This is a genomic window from Ruegeria sp. BG9, assembly GCF_056538305.1.
Genome location: NZ_JBQFSY010000001.1, coordinates 364204 through 380923, shown reverse-complemented (window position 1 = coordinate 380923; position 16720 = coordinate 364204). Strand labels below are relative to the sequence as shown.

Annotated in this window: 19 protein-coding genes; 12 read left to right on the top strand and 7 right to left on the bottom strand. The window is 60.2% G+C overall.

Annotation, left to right across the window (positions count from 1 at the left end; genetic code table 11):
* The first annotated feature begins 6 nt into the window (after positions 1 to 6).
* Complete coding sequence (locus ACR0I8_RS01900; RefSeq protein ID WP_170688778.1) at positions 7 to 909, top strand: EamA family transporter; 903 nt, start codon at positions 7 to 9, stop codon at positions 907 to 909.
* Between the two features lie 12 nt (positions 910 to 921).
* Here ACR0I8_RS01900 and ACR0I8_RS01895 read toward each other — a convergent pair whose 3' ends face one another.
* The 4 genes from ACR0I8_RS01895 to ACR0I8_RS01880 all read right to left on the bottom strand — a co-directional run bounded on the left by ACR0I8_RS01895 (position 922) and on the right by ACR0I8_RS01880 (position 5788).
* Positions 922 to 2265: a DEAD/DEAH box helicase gene (locus tag ACR0I8_RS01895; protein WP_170688777.1), complete on the bottom strand. Its 1344-nt coding sequence runs from the start codon at positions 2263 to 2265 to the stop codon at positions 922 to 924.
* Between the two features lie 184 nt (positions 2266 to 2449).
* Positions 2450 to 3379: a glycosyltransferase family 2 protein gene (locus ACR0I8_RS01890; RefSeq protein ID WP_480702676.1), complete on the bottom strand. Its 930-nt coding sequence runs from the start codon at positions 3377 to 3379 to the stop codon at positions 2450 to 2452.
* Positions 3376 to 4131, bottom strand: a complete 756-nt coding sequence (locus tag ACR0I8_RS01885) for a hypothetical protein (protein WP_170688776.1) — start codon at positions 4129 to 4131, stop codon at positions 3376 to 3378. Before ACR0I8_RS01885 ends, ACR0I8_RS01890 begins: the two co-directional genes overlap by 4 nt.
* 49 nt (positions 4132 to 4180) lie before the next feature.
* The gene (locus ACR0I8_RS01880; protein ID WP_170688775.1) at positions 4181 to 5788 is read right to left on the bottom strand and encodes a peptide chain release factor 3; all 1608 of its coding nucleotides are present in this window, start codon (positions 5786 to 5788) and stop codon (positions 4181 to 4183) included.
* A gap of 110 nt (positions 5789 to 5898) precedes the next feature.
* Here ACR0I8_RS01880 and ACR0I8_RS01875 point away from each other — a divergent pair, with 110 nt between their 5' ends.
* The 7 genes from ACR0I8_RS01875 (at position 5899) to ACR0I8_RS01845 (ending at position 12190) form a co-directional block, all read left to right on the top strand.
* Positions 5899 to 6261 (top strand): nuclear transport factor 2 family protein, encoded by a 363-nt coding sequence (locus tag ACR0I8_RS01875; RefSeq protein ID WP_170688774.1) that lies wholly within the window; start codon positions 5899 to 5901, stop codon positions 6259 to 6261.
* Between the two features lie 74 nt (positions 6262 to 6335).
* Positions 6336 to 7115, top strand: coding sequence for an SDR family oxidoreductase (locus ACR0I8_RS01870; RefSeq protein ID WP_170688773.1), 780 nt, complete (start codon positions 6336 to 6338; stop codon positions 7113 to 7115).
* Between the two features lie 2 nt (positions 7116 to 7117).
* Positions 7118 to 8233 carry a hypothetical protein gene (locus ACR0I8_RS01865; RefSeq protein WP_170688772.1) on the top strand — a complete coding sequence of 372 codons (1116 nt, stop codon included), beginning with the start codon at positions 7118 to 7120 and terminating at the stop codon, positions 8231 to 8233.
* A gap of 126 nt (positions 8234 to 8359) precedes the next feature.
* Positions 8360 to 9403, top strand: a complete 1044-nt coding sequence (locus ACR0I8_RS01860) for an ABC transporter ATP-binding protein (RefSeq protein WP_480523459.1) — start codon at positions 8360 to 8362, stop codon at positions 9401 to 9403.
* A 111-nt stretch (positions 9404 to 9514) separates the two neighbouring features.
* Positions 9515 to 10297: a 5'/3'-nucleotidase SurE gene (gene surE / locus ACR0I8_RS01855; protein WP_170373892.1), complete on the top strand. Its 783-nt coding sequence runs from the start codon at positions 9515 to 9517 to the stop codon at positions 10295 to 10297.
* Complete coding sequence (locus tag ACR0I8_RS01850; RefSeq protein WP_170688771.1) at positions 10294 to 10944, top strand: protein-L-isoaspartate(D-aspartate) O-methyltransferase; 651 nt, start codon at positions 10294 to 10296, stop codon at positions 10942 to 10944. The genes surE and ACR0I8_RS01850 overlap by 4 nt, the downstream gene beginning before the upstream one ends.
* A gap of 64 nt (positions 10945 to 11008) precedes the next feature.
* Positions 11009 to 12190, top strand: coding sequence for a peptidoglycan DD-metalloendopeptidase family protein (locus tag ACR0I8_RS01845; RefSeq protein ID WP_170373890.1), 1182 nt, complete (start codon positions 11009 to 11011; stop codon positions 12188 to 12190).
* A gap of 63 nt (positions 12191 to 12253) precedes the next feature.
* Here the strand turns inward: ACR0I8_RS01845 and ACR0I8_RS01840 are convergent, their stop codons facing one another.
* Together ACR0I8_RS01840 and ACR0I8_RS01835 are read right to left on the bottom strand one after the other, a co-directional pair.
* On the bottom strand, positions 12254 to 12925 hold the full coding sequence (locus ACR0I8_RS01840; protein ID WP_480702673.1) for a helix-turn-helix transcriptional regulator: 672 nt from the start codon (positions 12923 to 12925) through the stop codon (positions 12254 to 12256).
* Between the two features lie 21 nt (positions 12926 to 12946).
* Positions 12947 to 13249, bottom strand: a complete 303-nt coding sequence (locus ACR0I8_RS01835) for a hypothetical protein (protein ID WP_170373888.1) — start codon at positions 13247 to 13249, stop codon at positions 12947 to 12949.
* A gap of 218 nt (positions 13250 to 13467) precedes the next feature.
* Here ACR0I8_RS01835 and ACR0I8_RS01830 point away from each other — a divergent pair, with 218 nt between their 5' ends.
* The 4 genes from ACR0I8_RS01830 (at position 13468) to ACR0I8_RS01815 (ending at position 15981) form a co-directional block, all read left to right on the top strand.
* A complete protein-coding gene (locus ACR0I8_RS01830; RefSeq protein WP_170373887.1) occupies positions 13468 to 13683 on the top strand; it encodes a twin-arginine translocase TatA/TatE family subunit in 216 nt (71 codons plus the stop codon).
* A 6-nt stretch (positions 13684 to 13689) separates the two neighbouring features.
* Positions 13690 to 14148, top strand: coding sequence for a Sec-independent protein translocase protein TatB (gene tatB / locus ACR0I8_RS01825; protein WP_170373886.1), 459 nt, complete (start codon positions 13690 to 13692; stop codon positions 14146 to 14148).
* Entirely contained in the window at positions 14145 to 15020 is an 876-nt protein-coding gene (tatC, locus tag ACR0I8_RS01820; protein WP_170373885.1) for a twin-arginine translocase subunit TatC, read from the top strand. The genes tatB and tatC overlap by 4 nt, the downstream gene beginning before the upstream one ends.
* A gap of 118 nt (positions 15021 to 15138) precedes the next feature.
* Positions 15139 to 15981, top strand: a complete 843-nt coding sequence (locus ACR0I8_RS01815; RefSeq protein ID WP_170373884.1) for an ATP-binding protein — start codon at positions 15139 to 15141, stop codon at positions 15979 to 15981.
* Positions 15982 to 16040: 59 nt separating this feature from the next.
* Here the strand turns inward: ACR0I8_RS01815 and ACR0I8_RS01810 are convergent, their stop codons facing one another.
* On the bottom strand, positions 16041 to 16697 hold the full coding sequence (locus ACR0I8_RS01810) for an SDR family NAD(P)-dependent oxidoreductase (RefSeq protein WP_170688770.1): 657 nt from the start codon (positions 16695 to 16697) through the stop codon (positions 16041 to 16043).
* Positions 16698 to 16720 lie beyond the last annotated feature (23 nt).

Here is a 16720-nt window from a genome sequence, read left to right as displayed (position 1 = left end):
GAGTTCATGAGTTTGTGGATTCCAATCACTATCGCCGCCGCCGGTTTTCAGACGGTCCGGTTCATGCTGCAGAAATCGCTCAGCAGCGTGAAACTGTCTGCGGCGGGGGCGACCTTTGCGCGCTTCGCCTATTCCTTGCCGTTGGCCCTGCTGGGGTTGGTCATCGCGATTCAGGTCACCGGCTTGAGCCTGCCAGATTTGTCCGCGCGGTTCTGGGTGTTTGCAGTGATGGGCGGCACCTCCCAGATTTTGGCGACGATTTGTGTCGTCGCGCTGTTCAAGCAGCGCAACTTTGCCGTCGGTATCACGTTCAAGAAAACCGAAGTCATCCAAACAGCGATCGTTGGATTTGTCGTGCTGGGCGATCAGGTCTCGACCGGAGCAATGGGGGCGATTGTCGTGGGACTGTTGGCGGTGCTGCTTTTGTCCAAAACCCCCGGAGGGGACGGGGCGTGGTGGCAGCATCTGACCAATCGCGCCTCGCGATTGGGGCTGGGCTCGGGGGTCTTGTTTGCTTTTTCCTCAGTTAGTTATCGCGGAGCCTCGCTTGAGCTGGGCGATATCGACGCGTGGTTTCGCGCGTTGGTCACGCTGGCCGCAGTGGTCACGTTTCAGTTCGTCAGCATGGGGATCTGGCTGCTGTGGCGCGACCGGGCCGAGTTGCGCGCGGTGTGGAATACGCGCCGAACCGGTGTGTTTGTTGGCCTGACCAGCCTGTGCGGATCGTTCTGCTGGTTCTTCGCCTTCACCTTGCAGAATGCGGCCTATGTCAAAGCACTGGGACAGGTTGAGCTATTGCTCAGCCTGTTGGCCTCGACCCTGTTTTTCCGTGAGACCATCACCCGGCGCGAGATCGCCGGGATGATGTTGTTGGGCGCGTCGATTCTGGCGCTGGTGCTGTCGATCTAAGCGTCTGGGTGGTTAGCCCGCGCGGCGTTCATCAAAGCTGAGCGCGATGAAACTGGGCAGGTGATCGCCCATGCCGACAACGGCCGGGCCATGATCGTCCTTGCGGCCACGCCCGCGACCCTTTGACTCGCGAGGCTCGCGCTCTTTCTTGCCTTCGTTACGCTTGCCTTCCGCCGCTTTGGCGGGTTTCTCGGGCTTGGGTTCTTCCTTGACCGGATTGTCGAGGCGCGGAATTTCCTTCTGGATCAGCTTTTCAATCGCATCCAGAGCCTTTTCGTCACGACCCGAGCAGATCGTCACGGCTTTGCCTTCACGTCCGGCACGGCCTGTACGGCCGATGCGGTGAACATAGTCCTCGGCATGGCCGGGCACGTCGAAGTTGAACACATGGCTAACCGACGGGATATCGAGACCGCGCGCCGCCACGTCCGAGGCAACCAGTAGGCGCAGTGAGCCATCGCGGAACCCGTCCAGCGTTTTCATCCGCTGCGACTGGTCCAGATCGCCATGGATCGCGGCGGCGTTATAGCCGTATTTCTTCAGCGATTTCGCGCAGATATCTACATCCGTCTTGCGGTTGCAGAAGATGATCGCGTTGGTGCATTTGTCGCCTTCGGCGTCGATCAGCGCGCGCAGAACCTTGCGTTTTCCGCTGGCCTCGCGATCCCGGCGACCGCCTTTGAACATCACCACGCCCTGCTCAATCGTCTCCGACGCGGTGGCCTGACGGGCGACCTCGATCCGGGCGGGGGCGGACAGGAAGGTGTCGGTGATCCGCTCAATCTCCGAGGCCATGGTGGCCGAGAAGAACAGCGTCTGGCGGGTGAAGGGCGTCAGCGAGAAGATGCGCTCGATATCGGGGATGAAGCCCATATCCAGCATCCGGTCGGCCTCATCCACAACCATGATCTGCACGCCGGTTAGCAGTAGCTTGCCGCGTTCGAAATGGTCCAGAAGACGGCCCGGCGTGGCGATCAGAACGTCTACGCCCCGGTCGATCAGGGCCTCTTGCTCTTTGAAGCTGACACCGCCGATCAGTAGCGCTTTGGTCAGTTTCAGGTGTTTGGAATAGGTGTCGAAGTTCTCGGCGACCTGAGCAGCGAGTTCCCGCGTCGGGCACAGCACCAGCGAACGCGGCATTCGCGCTCGCGCGCGGCCACGGGCCAGCAGGGTGATCATCGGCAGCGTGAAGCTTGCGGTTTTCCCGGTGCCGGTCTGGGCAATGCCCAATACGTCTCGCCCTTCAAGCGCGGGTGGAATCGCGCCTTCCTGTATCGGTGTAGGGGTTTCGTATCCGGCTTCCTCAATGGCTTTGAGGACCTTCGGGTTCAGGTTCAGTTCGGTAAACTTTGTCATGTATGTCCGATTGTTGCGGACACTTGACCTGGCCCGCGCGTCTGCGTCATGCCGGGTCAATCTGACCATGCGCACCATGCGCGTTTCGGCTTGAGGCGGGACATAACAAAAACGTGGGGCGGGGTCAAATGAACAGAAATCCCGACTGGGTCAACCGGTTGGAAATGGCATTTTTTGCAACAATTCAGAAGCTTCCGGGAAAGTGTTTCGCCACTTTTTCATCCAGATGCAACGGGCGGTGACGGATCTGATCATGTGCCTCAAGACGAGCACGGACGTCTGGGTCAGCGGCGCTGAGTTCATCGTAAAATGCACGCAGCCCATCAACACCACTGGCAGACTCGATCTGGCTGAACAGCTCGTTCTTGTTCACGCCGCCTTGGTCGCGGGGAAGGTTCGGGGACATGCCGGGTTTGTAGGAGCCGCGCTCCATCCGGAAACGGTAGTGCTTGAACCAATGCTCCCAACTCGGCGCGTGATGGTGGCACAACTCCAGCCCCGGTAGTTCGAATTTGCAGGGCAGGAGGGCCTTGTCCTGAAACAGGTTGTGGATGCGAAAACTTAGCTTTTTCAGACCCGTGCGCACGATCAATTTACCCTGCATATGGCTGAGGAACCCTCCCAGCACATGGGCGCCATAGGTGGGATAAAGCGCCTGCACCAAAGCCTCGCGGTCCGGGCTTTTGGGGATATGCGCTTTGTACAGGTCCTCGGCCCCCGCAATGGCCTCGATCGGGCGGACCCGAACGGCGGGGGTATCTGCGGGCACGGTATCCAGCAGCTCCGGGATGGGGGCGTCCGCCCACAGGAACTCATCCACATCTATATGGGCCAGCCATTCCAGATCGGTTTTGCGATAGGTATAGCTGGCATGAGTGGATTGGCGCACCTGATGCTTGCCCGGGCGCGTCCGGCTCCGGCCACGCCAAAAAGCGTCATCGCACAGTGTCACCTGTACTTTCGGGTGCTGCTCCAACTGGTGCTTCGCCTCGGGGTTGGGCTCATCCAGATAGAGGTACAGCCGGTCGGCCCCCAGATCGAGGTGGTGGGCCGCGAACCGCAGGATATCCTGCGCGGGTCCTCGCACCATGGAGACAACACCCCATGTGGTCATTGGCGTTGCATCCGGGCGAGACGGCGTTCGCGCATCTTTTTCAGGCGGCGAAAGACGGTTCCGGGGTCTTTGTTCAGCTCGCTCATCAGGTGATCCGCAAGCGGCGCGATGGTCGGATCGGTCAGTGCCTTGGTCCAGACCGGCGCGATCAGCGACACGGCCAGCCCGCCGCGCTCCAGTGAGAAAGACTGCATCTGCAACGGCAGCGGAGCGGTGCTTTTGCCGCGAAACCAATGGGTTTCCTCCGGCCCGCGTTTGGAGAATAACCGCTCGAACTCATAGAGCTTCATCAGCCCGAACAGCATCCTCAGCGCCTGCCCAACCTCACGTTGCGTCGGGGTGTCGCCGTGATCGGCAAAGGTCTGCACCGAGGAGACGAGCCAGCGCAAATCAAGCGCCTCAAGCAGATGCGGGGATTGCTCGGCCCAGAGCCGCCGAAACAAAGCGGGCGTGTGACGCGGGTATGAGCGTTTGCGCAGATTGGCGATCAGCTGGGCGTTCAGGAAAGCCAATTCCGAATTGCCGACGAACTCGGTGGCGATCTTGGCGCGCTTCTGGTCCCACGCGGTGGCATCTTCGCTTTCGGGGGCGAGGGTCGCGCGTTCCGGCACGATCTGCTGCGTCATTGCGTCCAGATCAACGTCCAGATCGGGCAGGGGGCGGGTGCCGAACACAAAAGGCGCGCGCCTGTTTTCCAGGATCTCCAGCATGTCGGGCAGGCCGCCAGGAAAGGTCAGGTCGTCATCGCTCATGCGGGCAGAATTGCACAGCCGGGATTGGCTGTGCAATCAGGCAGTTGGATCACACCATCATCTCTTTGGTAGCCGTCAGGTTCAGTGCCGGATAGTCGCGCACGACCCGGTCGATATCCCATTGCAGACGGGTCAGATAGACTATGTCGCCATCATGGTCATGAGCGATGTGCTGTTTGTTGGCGTTGACGAATTTCTCGACCTCGGCCTTCTCACCGCTGACCCAACGGGCCGAGGTGAATTGAGACGCCTCGAACCGAACCGGCAGGCCGTATTCCATCTCGATCCGGCTGGCGAGCACTTCGAATTGCAGCGCGCCCACGACGCCAACGATAAAGCCCGACCCGATCGAGGGTTTGAACACTTTGGCCGCGCCTTCCTCGGCGAATTGCATCAGGGCTTTCTCAAGATGCTTGGCTTTCATCGGATCGCCCGGACGGACGGTTTGCAGCAATTCCGGTGCAAAGGAAGGGATGCCGGTCACGCGGATCGCTTCGCCTTCGGTCAGCGTATCGCCAATGCGCAGCTGGCCGTGGTTCGGGATGCCGATGATGTCCCCGGCCCAGGCTTCCTCAGCAAGTTCCCGGTCAGAGGCAAGGAACAGGACGGGGTTCGAGATCGCCATCGGCTTTTTCGACCGCACATGGGTCAGCTTCATGCCACGTTTGAAATGCCCCGAGGCCATACGCACAAAGGCCACACGGTCGCGGTGCTTGGGGTCCATATTGGCCTGCACCTTGAAGACAAACCCGGCGACCTTCTTTTCATCCGGGGAAATCTGACGAGGTTCAGCAGATTGGATCTGCGGCTGCGGACCATACGCGCCGATGCCCTCCATAAGCTCTTTCACGCCGAACGAGTTGATCGCCGAGCCGAACCAGATCGGGGTCATGTGCCCCTCTAACACGGCCTGAGGGTCGAGCGCGGGCAGCAATTCACGCGCCATCTCGACCTCTTCCAGCAGCTTCTCCAGCAGTTGTTCGGGCACGTGTTCGGCCAGTTTGGGATCGTCCAAACCGTCGATCTGGATGCTTTCGGCCACTTTGTTGCGGTCGGCGCGGTCCATCAGCTCAAGCCGGTCGCGCAGCATGTCGTAGCAGCCGATGAAATCGCGACCCACACCGATGGGCCACGCGGCAGGCGTGACGTCGATGGCCAGCATTTCCTGAATTTCGTCGATGATCTCGAACGTATCGCGGCTTTCGCGGTCCATCTTGTTACAGAAGGTCAGGATTGGAAGATCGCGCAGCCGGCAGACCTCGAACAGCTTCTGCGTCTGGCTTTCGACACCCTTGGCACCGTCGATCACCATCACAGCCGCATCCACCGCAGTCAGCGTGCGATAAGTATCTTCCGAGAAATCGCTGTGGCCGGGCGTGTCGACAAGGTTGAACCGGAAATCCCCATAGTCGAACGACATCGCCGAGGCGGATACCGAGATACCCCGATCCTTCTCCATCTGCATGAAGTCCGACCGCGTGCGCCGCGCCTCACCCTTGGCGCGCACCTGACCGGCCATCTGGATCGCGCCCCCGTACAACAGGAACTTTTCCGTCAGCGTCGTCTTGCCCGCATCCGGGTGCGAGATGATGGCGAATGTCCGACGACGAGCGATCTCGGGCGGCAATACGGGTTGGTTCGAGGCGGTATCAAGCATGAGCGCGCGTATAGGCGGGGAAACCCGCCGAAGCAAGACAAACGGACTGGTTCGAATCGGCAAGCTGTGGCAAAGAGAACATATAGTGAACAAATTATGGGAGTGAACCAATGGAATTGAAAGAGATTGCGAACGAGCTTGTAGCTGGTTGCCGTGAAAACAGGACCGCTGAAAATCTGGGTAAACTCTATGCCGCCGATGCTGTCTCGGCCGAGGCGGTGGATGACGTTGGCATGGGGCGTGAGGTCCAGGGTCTGGATGCCATTCGCGGCAAACATGAATGGTGGGACAGCTCGACAGAGGTCAGCCATGTCTCGGTCAGTGATCCGATGTTGCATGGCGACGACCGCTTTGCCGTGATTTTCGAGATCAAGGGCAAGTTCATAGAAAGCGGCGAGAATTTCGATATGAGCGAAGTGGGTGTCTACCACGTGGCCGATGGCAAAATCGTGCGGGAAGAGTTCTTCTACTAAGGCCTGTTGAATTCTGGTCTTCTCTGTCTGGCTGGTGTTAGACATGCGGGCAACAACAGACAGAGGGGATCAGAATGGATCTTGGAATTCGCGGCAAGCGTGCGTTGGTTTGTGCGAGCAGCAAAGGGCTTGGGCTGGGCTGTGCCGAGGCGTTGGCTGAAGCAGGCGTTGATCTGGTGATGAATGCGCGCGGTGCTGAGGCACTTGAAGCTGAAGCGGCGCGGTTGCGTGCAGACCATGGCGTCGCGGTTGAGACGGTGCCCTGCGATGTGACCTCAGCCGAAGGTCAGGCGCAAGTGATCGAGGCCGCGCAAGGTGTTGATATTCTAGTCACAAATGCGGGCGGGCCGCCTCCGGGTTTGTGGTCGGACTGGGATCGTGAGGATTTCATCAAGGCACTGGATTCCAACATGCTGACGCCGATCGCTTTCATGAAAGCGCTGCTGCCAGGGATGATGGAAAAAGGTTGGGGGCGGGTGGTGAATATCACCTCGCAATCCGTGCGCGCGCCGATCCCGGCTCTGGGGTTGTCGAATGCGGCGCGCACCGGGCTGACCGGTTACGTGGCCGGAACGGCGCGTCAGGTCGCCCCGCAAGGTGTGACGATCAACAACTTGCTTCCGGGAATTCATGACACCGACCGCGCCTTGTCGCTGGATACCGGAGTGTCCAATCAACAGGGGATTTCACTGGATGAGGCCCGCGCGGCCCGGTCCGCCACGATCCCGGCGCGTCGCTACGGCACGCGTCAGGAATTCGGCGCGGCCTGCGCTTTCCTGTGTTCTCAACATGCGGGCTTTATCGTTGGGCAGAACATCCTGCTGGACGGTGGTGCAACCAATTTGACGATGTAGGAATGGCACAGAATTTCTTTCTGAAGGACCAACTGTTCAACATGGAAAAGACCCGCTATCTGGCGGGTTTGTTCCAGTCGGCGGACCCAGACTTCGACGCCGAAGCGTTCGAAGCGCAGGTCATGTCGCGCCTGTTGGAATTGGAACTGAAAGAGAGAATGGCCTGGATCGCCGATTGCCTGCAGCAGTCCTTTCCGGGCGATCTGCCAGCGGTTGCGCCGGTGATCCTGCGCGCCTTGCCGCCTCCACTAGACCCCGGCAAAACGGATGATGATTTCGGCGATTTCATCTTTGCGCCTCTTGGAGATTGGGTTGTCGCAGTTGGGGCCGCGCATCCAGAACTGGCGTTGGACGTGCTGGAGGAACTCACACAGCGTTTTTCGATGGAATGGGCGATCCGTCCGTTCCTGAACAGCCATCCCGATTTGGTCTTGGCGCGGATGCAACGCTGGAGCAAGCACGACAGCTATCATGTGCGCCGTCTGGTCAGCGAGGGCACGCGGCCCCGTTTGCCATGGGGGCAGGCGGTGGGTCTTGCTCTGACAGACCCCTTGCCGTTGTTGGATGATCTGCATCGGGACAAAACACGTTATGTGACGCGCTCGGTTGCAAACCATCTGAACGATATCACGAAAAAGGACCCCGATCTGGTTCTGGACTGCCTGCAGCGCTGGCGCGAGGCAGGTGAGCAGGACGAGGCGGAGTTGGAGTGGATGATCTCTCATACCCTACGCGGTCTTGTGAAGGCCGGGCATCCTGGGGCGATGAAGATGCTGGGCTATGACCCGGACGCGGACGTCACTGCAGACATTTCAGTTGACGGCGAGGCCCGGATCAATGGCGCGTTGGCGTTCTCGGTCGAGTTGAATGGGTCTGCTGATCAACTGGTTCTGGTGGATTATATCATTCACTTTCAACGCCCTAACGGAAAAATCTCGGCCAAGGTTCACAAGCTGAAACAGGCCGCGCTGAAGAACGGCGCGTTGCGTCTGGACAAACGCCACAAGCTCAAAGGCAATGCGACCACGTTCAAACTGGTGCCGGGAGCGCATCGGCTTGAGGTTCAGGTGAACGGAAAAATCCGCGCCGGTGTCGATTTCGAGCTGCTTGCGGAATAGCTGATCCCTTGCGCCGGACGGGCGGGGTTGCTATCCCCGCTCAAGCCCGATGGAATTGATCGGGAAAGGCAACAGGACCCATCTGTGACAGGCAACACGACTCCTCCTCGCTTGGAAATTCGCAATATGATCCGCCGGTTCGAAGGCCGGGTTGTGGTGGATGACGTCTCGCTGACGGTCGAGGCTGGGCGGGTGACCTGCCTGCTTGGGCCGTCCGGGTGCGGCAAATCCACGACCTTGCGTATGATCGCCGGGGTCGAGATGCAGGATACAGGTGAGATCTATGTCGACGGCAAACTGATCTGCGATACGGTGTTCCGTGTCCCACCAGAACGCCGCGAGATTGGCTTGATGTTTCAGGACTTTGCCCTCTTCCCGCATCTCAGTGTGGCCGACAACGTGAGTTTTGGCCTGAAGGGTAGCAAGGATCAGAAACGTGCCCGGGTCGAGGAGCTGCTGACCAAAGTCGATCTGATGCGCTTCATCGACGGGTTCCCGCATCAGCTTTCCGGCGGCGAACAGCAACGGGTGGCTTTGGCGCGCGCTCTGGCACCGCGCCCCCGGATCATGTTGATGGACGAGCCGTTCTCGGGCCTCGACAACCGCTTGCGCGACGGTATTCGGGATGAAACGCTGGCGATCCTGAAAGAGGAAGACGCCGCCGTTCTGTTGGTCACCCATGAGCCGGAAGAGGCCATGCGCATGGCCGACGAGATCGCCCTCATGCGGGGCGGCAAGATCGTGCAGCAAGGTGCGCCCTACAACGTCTACACGCGGCCAGCGGACAAGGCAGCCGTCGCATTCTTCAGTGATGTCAACGTGTTGCAGGCGCAAGTGAATGGTGCCTTGGCCGAGACCCCGTTCGGACAATTCCTGGCGCCGGGCTTTCCGGACGGTACCGATGTCGAGATCGTTTTCCGCCCCCAACACCTCCGGCTGGATTTCGACCGAAACGGCAAAGGGCCTTTGCCCACGGCCACAGACGGCGTCGCCGCGCGCGGCGTGGTTGAGCGGGCCCGGTTCCTGGGCAATGAAAGCCTGGTCGAGTTTCGGATGGACTACGACGGCTCGATCCTCAAGGCGACCGTTCCGAACGTGTTTGTCCCCGCGCCCGGGCGGGCGATGTGGCTGACCATCCGACGCGACCGCTGTTTCGTTTTCCCTAGGTAGAGCGCAATTTCCCCGCAAGTGGTGCGCGAAAGCCGCAGATTGCGGGCCTGCATTGCTTGCCGCAACGCGGGGTCGGGTCTATCAAGGGCGAAACGCGGGGGTGGGACGGTCATGCGTATTCTGATTACCAATGATGACGGCATCAATGCGCCGGGGCTGATCACGCTTCAGGCGATTGCAAAGGATCTGTCCGGACCTGACGGTGAGGTCTGGGTCGTGGCCCCAGCATTCGAGCAATCCGGTGTCGGCCACTGCATAAGCTACACCCATCCGATGATGGTCGCCAAACTGGATGAGCGGCGATTTGCGGCCGAGGGCTCTCCGGCGGATTGTGTTTTGGCGGGGCTGCATGACGTGATGAAGGATTGCCCGCCCGATCTGGTGTTGTCTGGCGTGAACCGGGGAAACAACTCGGCGGAAAATACGCTCTATTCCGGGACCATTGGCGGCGCGATGGAGGCCGCTCTGCAGGGCGTGCCGGCCATTGCCTTGTCGCAGTATTTCGGCCCACGAAATCTGGGGCTCGAGGATCCGTTCGAGGCCGCCAGTCGCTTTGGCGCCGATTTGGTGCGCCGCATTCTGGACGCGACCCCTGCAGGGCAAGGCGATTACCGCCTGTTCTACAATGTGAATTTCCCGCCCGTTCCCGCCGACGAGGTTCTAGGCACCCGCGTTGCCCCGCAAGGGTTCCGCCGCGATACGCATTTTTCGGTCGAGCCACACAGCTCGCCGTCGGGGCGGCGGTTTCTGTGGATCAAGGGCGGGTACCAGCACAACCCGACCGCGCCCGGCACGGACGCGGCGGTCAATCTGGAAGGCTATATATCGGTCACGCCAATGCGCGCGGATCTGACCGCGCATGACACGCTAGAGGCATTGAAGTCGATCGAATGAGTGGACTGGACCCAGAAACCGTCATGCAGTTCCTGTTCGCCCTGCGAAAGCGAGGCGTGACCGATGCGCGTGTTCTGGCCGCGATGGAGGCGGTCGACCGGGGGTGCTTCGTCACCGGCCTGTTCGCCGACCGGGCTTATGAGGATATGCCGCTGCCCATCGCCTGCGGTCAGACGATCAGCCAGCCTTCGGTGGTGGGGTTGATGACACAGGCGCTGGATGTGCGTCCGCGAGACACTGTGCTCGAGATCGGGACCGGGTCTGGGTATCAGGCTGCGATCCTCGCGAAACTGGCCCGGCGGGTTTACACGGTTGAGCGGCACAGGCGGCTGGTCAGTGAGACCGGTAAACTGTTTGCCGAACTGGGGCTGACCAATGTCACGTCGATGCTGTCGGATGGTTCGTTCGGTTTGCCGGAGCAGGCGCCCTTTGATCGGATCATCGTGACCGCCGCGGCCGAGGACCCGCCAGGGCCGCTCTTGGCGCAGCTGAAAATCGGGGGTATCATGGTGCTACCCGTCGGGCAGTCGGATGCGGTGCAGCAGTTGATTAAGGTGACGCGCACCGAGACCGGGCTGGACTATGATGAATTGACGTCGGTTCGGTTCGTGCCGCTGCTTGAAGGGCTTGGTAAGGACGAGATGTAACAGGTTTTTTGGAATGGATCGCCGGAACCCCGGACAACAGGGGCAGGTGTTGAGGACAAAAGTCATGAGAGCAGTTACCAAATCAACGATGCGCCGTTGTGCGACCGGAGTTGCGGCTCTGGCCATTCTGGCCGGGTGCGAGGGGCCGTTGGACTACGACCTGCGCGGACAACTCGGAGGGTTTTCCACCACGGATGCTGCGCAATCCGCGACCACCAGCCGCCCTACGCCCGACGCGCGCGGGGTGATCACCTATCCGAACTATCAAGTCGCCGTGGCGCGCCGGGGCGATACAGTGCGCGATGTGGCGGCTCGGGTCGGCCTGCCGGAAGGTGAACTGTCACGGTTTAACGGTTTGCAGACAACCGATGTCTTGCGCGAGGGTGAGGTTCTGGCCCTGCCGCGATCAGTTGGTGCGTCAAGCGGTGTGGATATCGCGTCGATCGCTGGAACCGCGATTGATCAAGCCCCGGATACGGGCGGGGTGCAGACGACGCTGCTGAAGCCGGTTGAACCGGCGCCAACGCCTGCGCCGGTCGCCTCTGGACCGGAGCCGGTGCGCCACAAGGTGAAACGGGGCGAGACGGCCTTTACCATTTCGCGTCTCTATCAGGTGCCGGTTGAGGCTTTGGGAGAGTGGAACGGGTTGGGCCCGGATTTCGCCATTCGTGAGGGGCAGTATTTGCTGATTCCGGTGAAGAACCAGGCCGCTCCGCGTCAGGCGGCGGCAGCGGCTCCGGTCGCTGCGACCGAGGTGACGCAGCCGGGGCAGGGTTCTCCGACACCGACACCGCCGAGTGCGACCCAGCCGCTACCGGATGAACAGGTCGCGCCGCTGGCCGAGGCGCCCGAGGCGCCGGATGTCACAGCCGAAGCGCCCACCAGAAGTTCCGGCAATTCCGCGCTATCCTTGCCGGTCGCGGGCAACATTATCAGAACCTATGATAAGGGTAAGAACGAAGGCATCGACATCGCAGCCGCACCGGGTACGTCGGTCACTGCAGCCGAGGCAGGTACCGTAGCTGCGATTACCGCAGATGCCGATCAGGTGCCGATCATTGTTGTTAAGCATAACAATGACTTGCTGACGGTATATGCCAATGTTGAGGATATCACCGTCAAGAAAGGTGATCGCGTGCGGCGGGGGCAGAAACTGGCGGAACTGCGCGGCGGCGACAATGCTTACGTGCATTTCGAAGTTCGCAAAGGCTTTGAGTCGGTTGATCCTGAACCTTATCTGCGGTGACCAGAATGACTCGTTCCGGGCCATGCCTCCGGCGGGGATATTTGTGGCCAGATGAAGGGTGGATCACCCGTGTGGATCGAAGTCGCTCAGGCGTTTTCCCGACTCGTCTGTGAAAAGCTCGGGCAGGGGGGTGACGGTTTCGATCAGGTCGATGCGAAAGACGCGAAAGCCGTTGCGCAGTTCGCACCATGCAGTGAGGGTCCAGACACGGCCCCAATACTCCATATGGAGGGGGCGGATGGTGCGTTCAGTCAGGGCGCCGTCGATGCGGCGGTAGGACAGGTGCAGTTTCTGGCGGGTTTTGATGGCGGCGCGGAGCGGGGCCATATGTGCCAATCCGCGCGCGGCATCGGCGAAGGGGTAGACCGCAAATTTCCAAGTATCGGCCTCGGCCACGACCTGCGTGGGCAGGACAGCGTCAATCTTTTCAGCAAGTGACTCGGCTGCGGCTTTCAGGTCCGGGTCAGCTGCTTCGGCGACGATGGCCATCCCGAGGTTCAGCGCCTCAAGCTCGGCCGTGGTTAGGTTGAGTGGGGGAAGAGTGATCTGCTCGCGCACCATGTAACCCACGCCGCGTTCGCCTTCGACGGGAACGCCCGAGGCGACCAGCGTGTCCATGTCGCGATAGATCGTGCGGACCGACACCTCGAGCCGGTCCGCGATGTCCTGCGCGCGGTGTAGTTTACCGTCGCGCAGGATTTGAATGATGTCGAACAGTCGATCAGTGCGGCGCATGATACGCCGTTCTGACCTGCGTCAGGTCATGTTCCATAGGACTGCCTCATGCCGCATCTGCAGGCTTTCGGGGTTGATGGCTGCCATCAGGGCCGGTGCAAACTCCTGTTGCGGGAATTCTGCAGCCGCCGTCTGAGCAGCGTTCATATCTTGCCAAACGACATAGTCCGTCCAGCGACCGTCTTCCCCTTGGCTGAGGTGGCGGTGGGCAAAGCCGGGTGCTGCGCGCACGAAGCTCTCGGTCGATTGGCTGAGTTTGACGAAGGCCTCGGGTGAGGTGCCCTCGGCCAGGGTGAAGGTGACGATTTCGGCGACATGGGTCATGTGTTTCTCCGTTGACCAGGTTGCAATACCGCTGTCCTAGCCTGTTACAACTGACATAAACCTGTCAGTTGAGCAAAGCGAGAGCCATGAATCCGCAAGATCACATCAAATTTGCCGCCCGAATTGGCTCGGCCACCTTTTGAGAACGCGGCTTGCCGCGTAAACACGGGGTCAGACAAGGGTTCAGGCGCAGTGCGCCTTTGAGAAGGAGAATAAACATGCTCAACAATATCGGACTTCCCGGCCTGCTGCTGATCGCTGTTGTGGTGCTGGTGCTGTTTGGCCGCGGCAAGATTAGCTCGCTTATGGGTGAAGTGGGCAAGGGCATCACCTCGTTCAAGAAAGGCGTCAAGGAAGGCGCGGACGAGCTGGAGCAGGACGCAGCGGAAGTGGCCAAGGACGTCACGCCCGAAACCGAGAAAGACAAGGTCTAAACCCGGATGTTTGATCTGGGCTGGACCGAGCTTCTGGTCATCGGCATCGTTGCCCTGATTGTGGTGGGGCCAAAAGACCTGCCCGTGCTGTTTCGCAATGTCGGGCGGTTTGTCGGCAAGGCTCGCGGGATGGCGCGTGAATTTACCAGCGCTATGAACGAGGCCGCGGATCAGGCCGGTGTGAACGAGATCAAGAAGGGTCTGAACGCGGCCACGAATCCCGTAAACAGCGCGATGGACGGTGTGAAAAAGGCCGCTCAGGATCTGAGCAGCAGCATCGACCCCACCAAGTTCGATCCTGAAAGCGAAACGGGCAAGCTGGCGGCTGAGCGGGCTGAACAGGCCAAGAAGATTCAAGCCACCTCCGCCCGCGCCACAGCCGAGCGCAAGGCCAAAGAAGCCGCTGATGCGCTGGCCAAAGCCGAAGAGGCCGAAGCCGCGCTGAACACTGAGAACAAGACATGAGCAAGACCGACGAAATCGAAGACAGCTCGGCCCCGCTGATCGAGCATCTGGCCGAATTGCGGACACGGCTCATTCACTGCGTCGTGGCGTTTCTGATCGGTATGATCATCTGTTTCACGGTTGCGACGCCTCTTTTCAACTTCCTGACGCATCCTTTGTGTGAGGTGTTGAATGAGCGTGGGCAGGATTGCGGGCTGATCTTCATCTCGCCGCAGGAAGGCTTCTTTGTTGCGATCAAGGTGTCGCTGCTAGGGGGCTTCATTCTAGCGTTCCCCTACATCGGGATGCAGATGTGGCGCTTCGTTGCTCCGGGGCTATATAGGTCCGAGAAGAACGCTTTCTTGCCGTTCATGTTGGCCTCGCCCTTCATGTTTCTTTTAGGGGCAAGCTTCGCCTTCTACGTTGTCACACCTTTGGCCTATGACTTTTTCCTCGGGTTCCAGCAGTTCGGCGCTGAAGGTGAGGCCGTCGTGGATGGCGCCACCGCCGCACCGCTTAGTGTGGTGTTCCAAGGCTCCGCTCAGGAATACCTGAACCTGACAATCAAGTTCATCGTGGCCTTCGGGTTGTGTTTCCAACTGCCCGTGTTGCTTACGCTGATGGGCAAGGCGGGGCTGGTCACGGCTGAGGGGCTGGGTAGTGTCCGTAAATACGCGGTAGTCGCCATTCTGGTGCTTGCTGCGCTCGTGACGCCTCCCGACGTGATCACACAGATCATTCTGTTCGTAGTGGTCTACGGCCTTTATGAGGTGTCGATCTTCCTTGTGGCGCGTGTCGAAAAGAAACGCGAAGAACAACTCCGCGCGGATGGCTACTATGATGACGAGGCCGAAGCGGATGAGGACCTGATGCAGGAAGAAGACGGGAAGTAATCTCTTGCTGTTCCCAAGACAGGCGCGCCATGACTGGCGCGCCTTTTTCGTTGGAACCCCTTGTTGCCAAAAGCCGAACGTGGTTTGACACCGTTGGAATATGACCCCGGAGGCCACCATGGATACCCAAGCCCTGAACCGTATCGCAGACGCGTTAGAGCGGATGGCTCCGGCCCCTTTGGCGGCTCCGGACTTCAATGCCGCGCCGGCTTTCGTCTGGCAGGTTGAGCCAGACCGGCTTGAGCCTGTCCCTCAGGTCAACCGCGTTGATCTGGAACTGCTGGTCGGCATAAACCGTTCACGCGATACGCTGTTGGACAACACAAGGCGCTTTGCGGCGGGGTACAAGGCCAACAACGCGCTGCTGTGGGGCGCGCGAGGGATGGGGAAGTCCAGCCTCGTCAAGGCCGTCCATGGCACGCTGCAAACCGAGCACGCAAACCTGAAACTGGTCGAGCTTCAGCGCGAAGACATGAGTTCGGTCGCGCGGCTGTTGAACCACCTGCGCGCAGCGCCGCACCGGTTCATCCTGTTCTGCGATGACCTGTCGTTCAGCCACGATGACCAGCACTATAAGTCGCTCAAGGCTGTATTGGATGGCGGCATCGAAGGCCGGCCTGAAAACGTAGTCTTCTACGCCACCTCGAACCGTCGCCACCTGATGCCACGGGACATGATCGAGAACGAACGCTCCAGCGCTATCAACCCGTCGGAAGCAGTCGAAGAAAAGGTCTCACTGTCCGACCGGTTCGGGCTTTGGCTCGGCTTCCATCCCTGTGACCAGGACGAATACCTGGCCATGATCGACCGTTACTGCGCCGCCTACAATGTGTCGGTCGACCCGGAAACCCTGCGCGCAGAAGCCATTGAATGGCAAGCGACACGCGGGTCACGCTCGGGCCGTGTTGCGTGGCAATTCTTCGTCGATCTCGCAGGGCGCAACGGCGTCCATATCGCGTGATCCCAGCTTCATCTGGCTAAAAATACCTCCGCCGGAGGCATGGCCCAACCGGCCACTCCCTACAACAACGCCAGAATCCGAGCCGCCTCATCCGCTGTGCTGGTCAGCACATCGCGATCCTCACCGGGGTGAAACCGCGCGCGCACGGCTGTCGGCATCGGGGCAGGTTCCACAATCGTCACCTTAGGTCCAGTCCGTTCAGTCTCAACCTGCCAACTGCGTGCCAGTGCCATCTGGGCCGCCTTGGTGGCGCCGTAGATGCCATAGAACTTCTCGCCTGCCTTGGGGTCATCAAAGAAAACGGCATGCCCGGCCTCGCCCAGCAAAGGTGTCACATAAGGGATCAGAACTGAGGTGGCATTGGCGTTGGTGTTCATTGCCTTTGTCCACTCTTTGGGATCAACGAAATGCGCCGGTGTGAGGGCCGAAGTATGGACGGCCGTATGCAGCCACAAATCCACTTTGCCCCAGCGGTCATGAATACCCCGGCATAGGGTGGCCATCGCGTTGGGATCGGTGATGTCCATCGGCGCAAGGGTGGCCGAACCGCCCTTGGCTTTGATCCGGTCGTCCAACTCTTCCAGCCCGCCGGTGGTGCGGGCGACGGCGACGATGTGATATTCGGGGGCCAGCGCTTCGGCCAGGGCTGCGCCCAACCCGCGAGAGGCGCCGGTGACAAGGGCAATTTTGGTGGCAATTTTGGTCTGATCGGTCATGGCAGCGGTTTGAACGCCCACGC

Excerpts from the sequence above, each read along its gene's own strand:
- ACR0I8_RS01870 (WP_170688773.1), top strand. The coding sequence starts at position 6,336 with ATGGATCTTGGAATTCGCGGCAAGCGTGCGTTGGTTTGTGCGAGCAGC.
- ACR0I8_RS01850 (WP_170688771.1), top strand. The coding sequence starts at position 10,294 with ATGAGTGGACTGGACCCAGAAACCGTCATGCAGTTCCTGTTCGCCCTG.
- ACR0I8_RS01835 (WP_170373888.1), bottom strand. The coding sequence starts at position 13,249 with ATGACCCATGTCGCCGAAATCGTCACCTTCACCCTGGCCGAGGGCACC.
- ACR0I8_RS01830 (WP_170373887.1), top strand. The coding sequence starts at position 13,468 with ATGCTCAACAATATCGGACTTCCCGGCCTGCTGCTGATCGCTGTTGTG.
- ACR0I8_RS01895 (WP_170688777.1), bottom strand. The coding sequence starts at position 2,265 with ATGACAAAGTTTACCGAACTGAACCTGAACCCGAAGGTCCTCAAAGCC.
- ACR0I8_RS01815 (WP_170373884.1), top strand. The coding sequence starts at position 15,139 with ATGGATACCCAAGCCCTGAACCGTATCGCAGACGCGTTAGAGCGGATG.
- ACR0I8_RS01890 (WP_480702676.1), bottom strand. The coding sequence starts at position 3,379 with ATGACCACATGGGGTGTTGTCTCCATGGTGCGAGGACCCGCGCAGGAT.
- ACR0I8_RS01865 (WP_170688772.1), top strand. The coding sequence starts at position 7,118 with ATGGCACAGAATTTCTTTCTGAAGGACCAACTGTTCAACATGGAAAAG.
- surE (WP_170373892.1), top strand. The coding sequence starts at position 9,515 with ATGCGTATTCTGATTACCAATGATGACGGCATCAATGCGCCGGGGCTG.
- tatC (WP_170373885.1), top strand. The coding sequence starts at position 14,145 with ATGAGCAAGACCGACGAAATCGAAGACAGCTCGGCCCCGCTGATCGAG.
- ACR0I8_RS01900 (WP_170688778.1), top strand. The coding sequence starts at position 7 with ATGAGTTTGTGGATTCCAATCACTATCGCCGCCGCCGGTTTTCAGACG.
- ACR0I8_RS01845 (WP_170373890.1), top strand. The coding sequence starts at position 11,009 with ATGAGAGCAGTTACCAAATCAACGATGCGCCGTTGTGCGACCGGAGTT.
- ACR0I8_RS01885 (WP_170688776.1), bottom strand. The coding sequence starts at position 4,131 with ATGAGCGATGACGACCTGACCTTTCCTGGCGGCCTGCCCGACATGCTG.
- tatB (WP_170373886.1), top strand. The coding sequence starts at position 13,690 with ATGTTTGATCTGGGCTGGACCGAGCTTCTGGTCATCGGCATCGTTGCC.
- ACR0I8_RS01880 (WP_170688775.1), bottom strand. The coding sequence starts at position 5,788 with ATGCTTGATACCGCCTCGAACCAACCCGTATTGCCGCCCGAGATCGCT.
- ACR0I8_RS01875 (WP_170688774.1), top strand. The coding sequence starts at position 5,899 with ATGGAATTGAAAGAGATTGCGAACGAGCTTGTAGCTGGTTGCCGTGAA.
- ACR0I8_RS01810 (WP_170688770.1), bottom strand. The coding sequence starts at position 16,697 with ATGACCGATCAGACCAAAATTGCCACCAAAATTGCCCTTGTCACCGGC.
- ACR0I8_RS01840 (WP_480702673.1), bottom strand. The coding sequence starts at position 12,925 with ATGCGCCGCACTGATCGACTGTTCGACATCATTCAAATCCTGCGCGAC.
- ACR0I8_RS01860 (WP_480523459.1), top strand. The coding sequence starts at position 8,360 with ATGATCCGCCGGTTCGAAGGCCGGGTTGTGGTGGATGACGTCTCGCTG.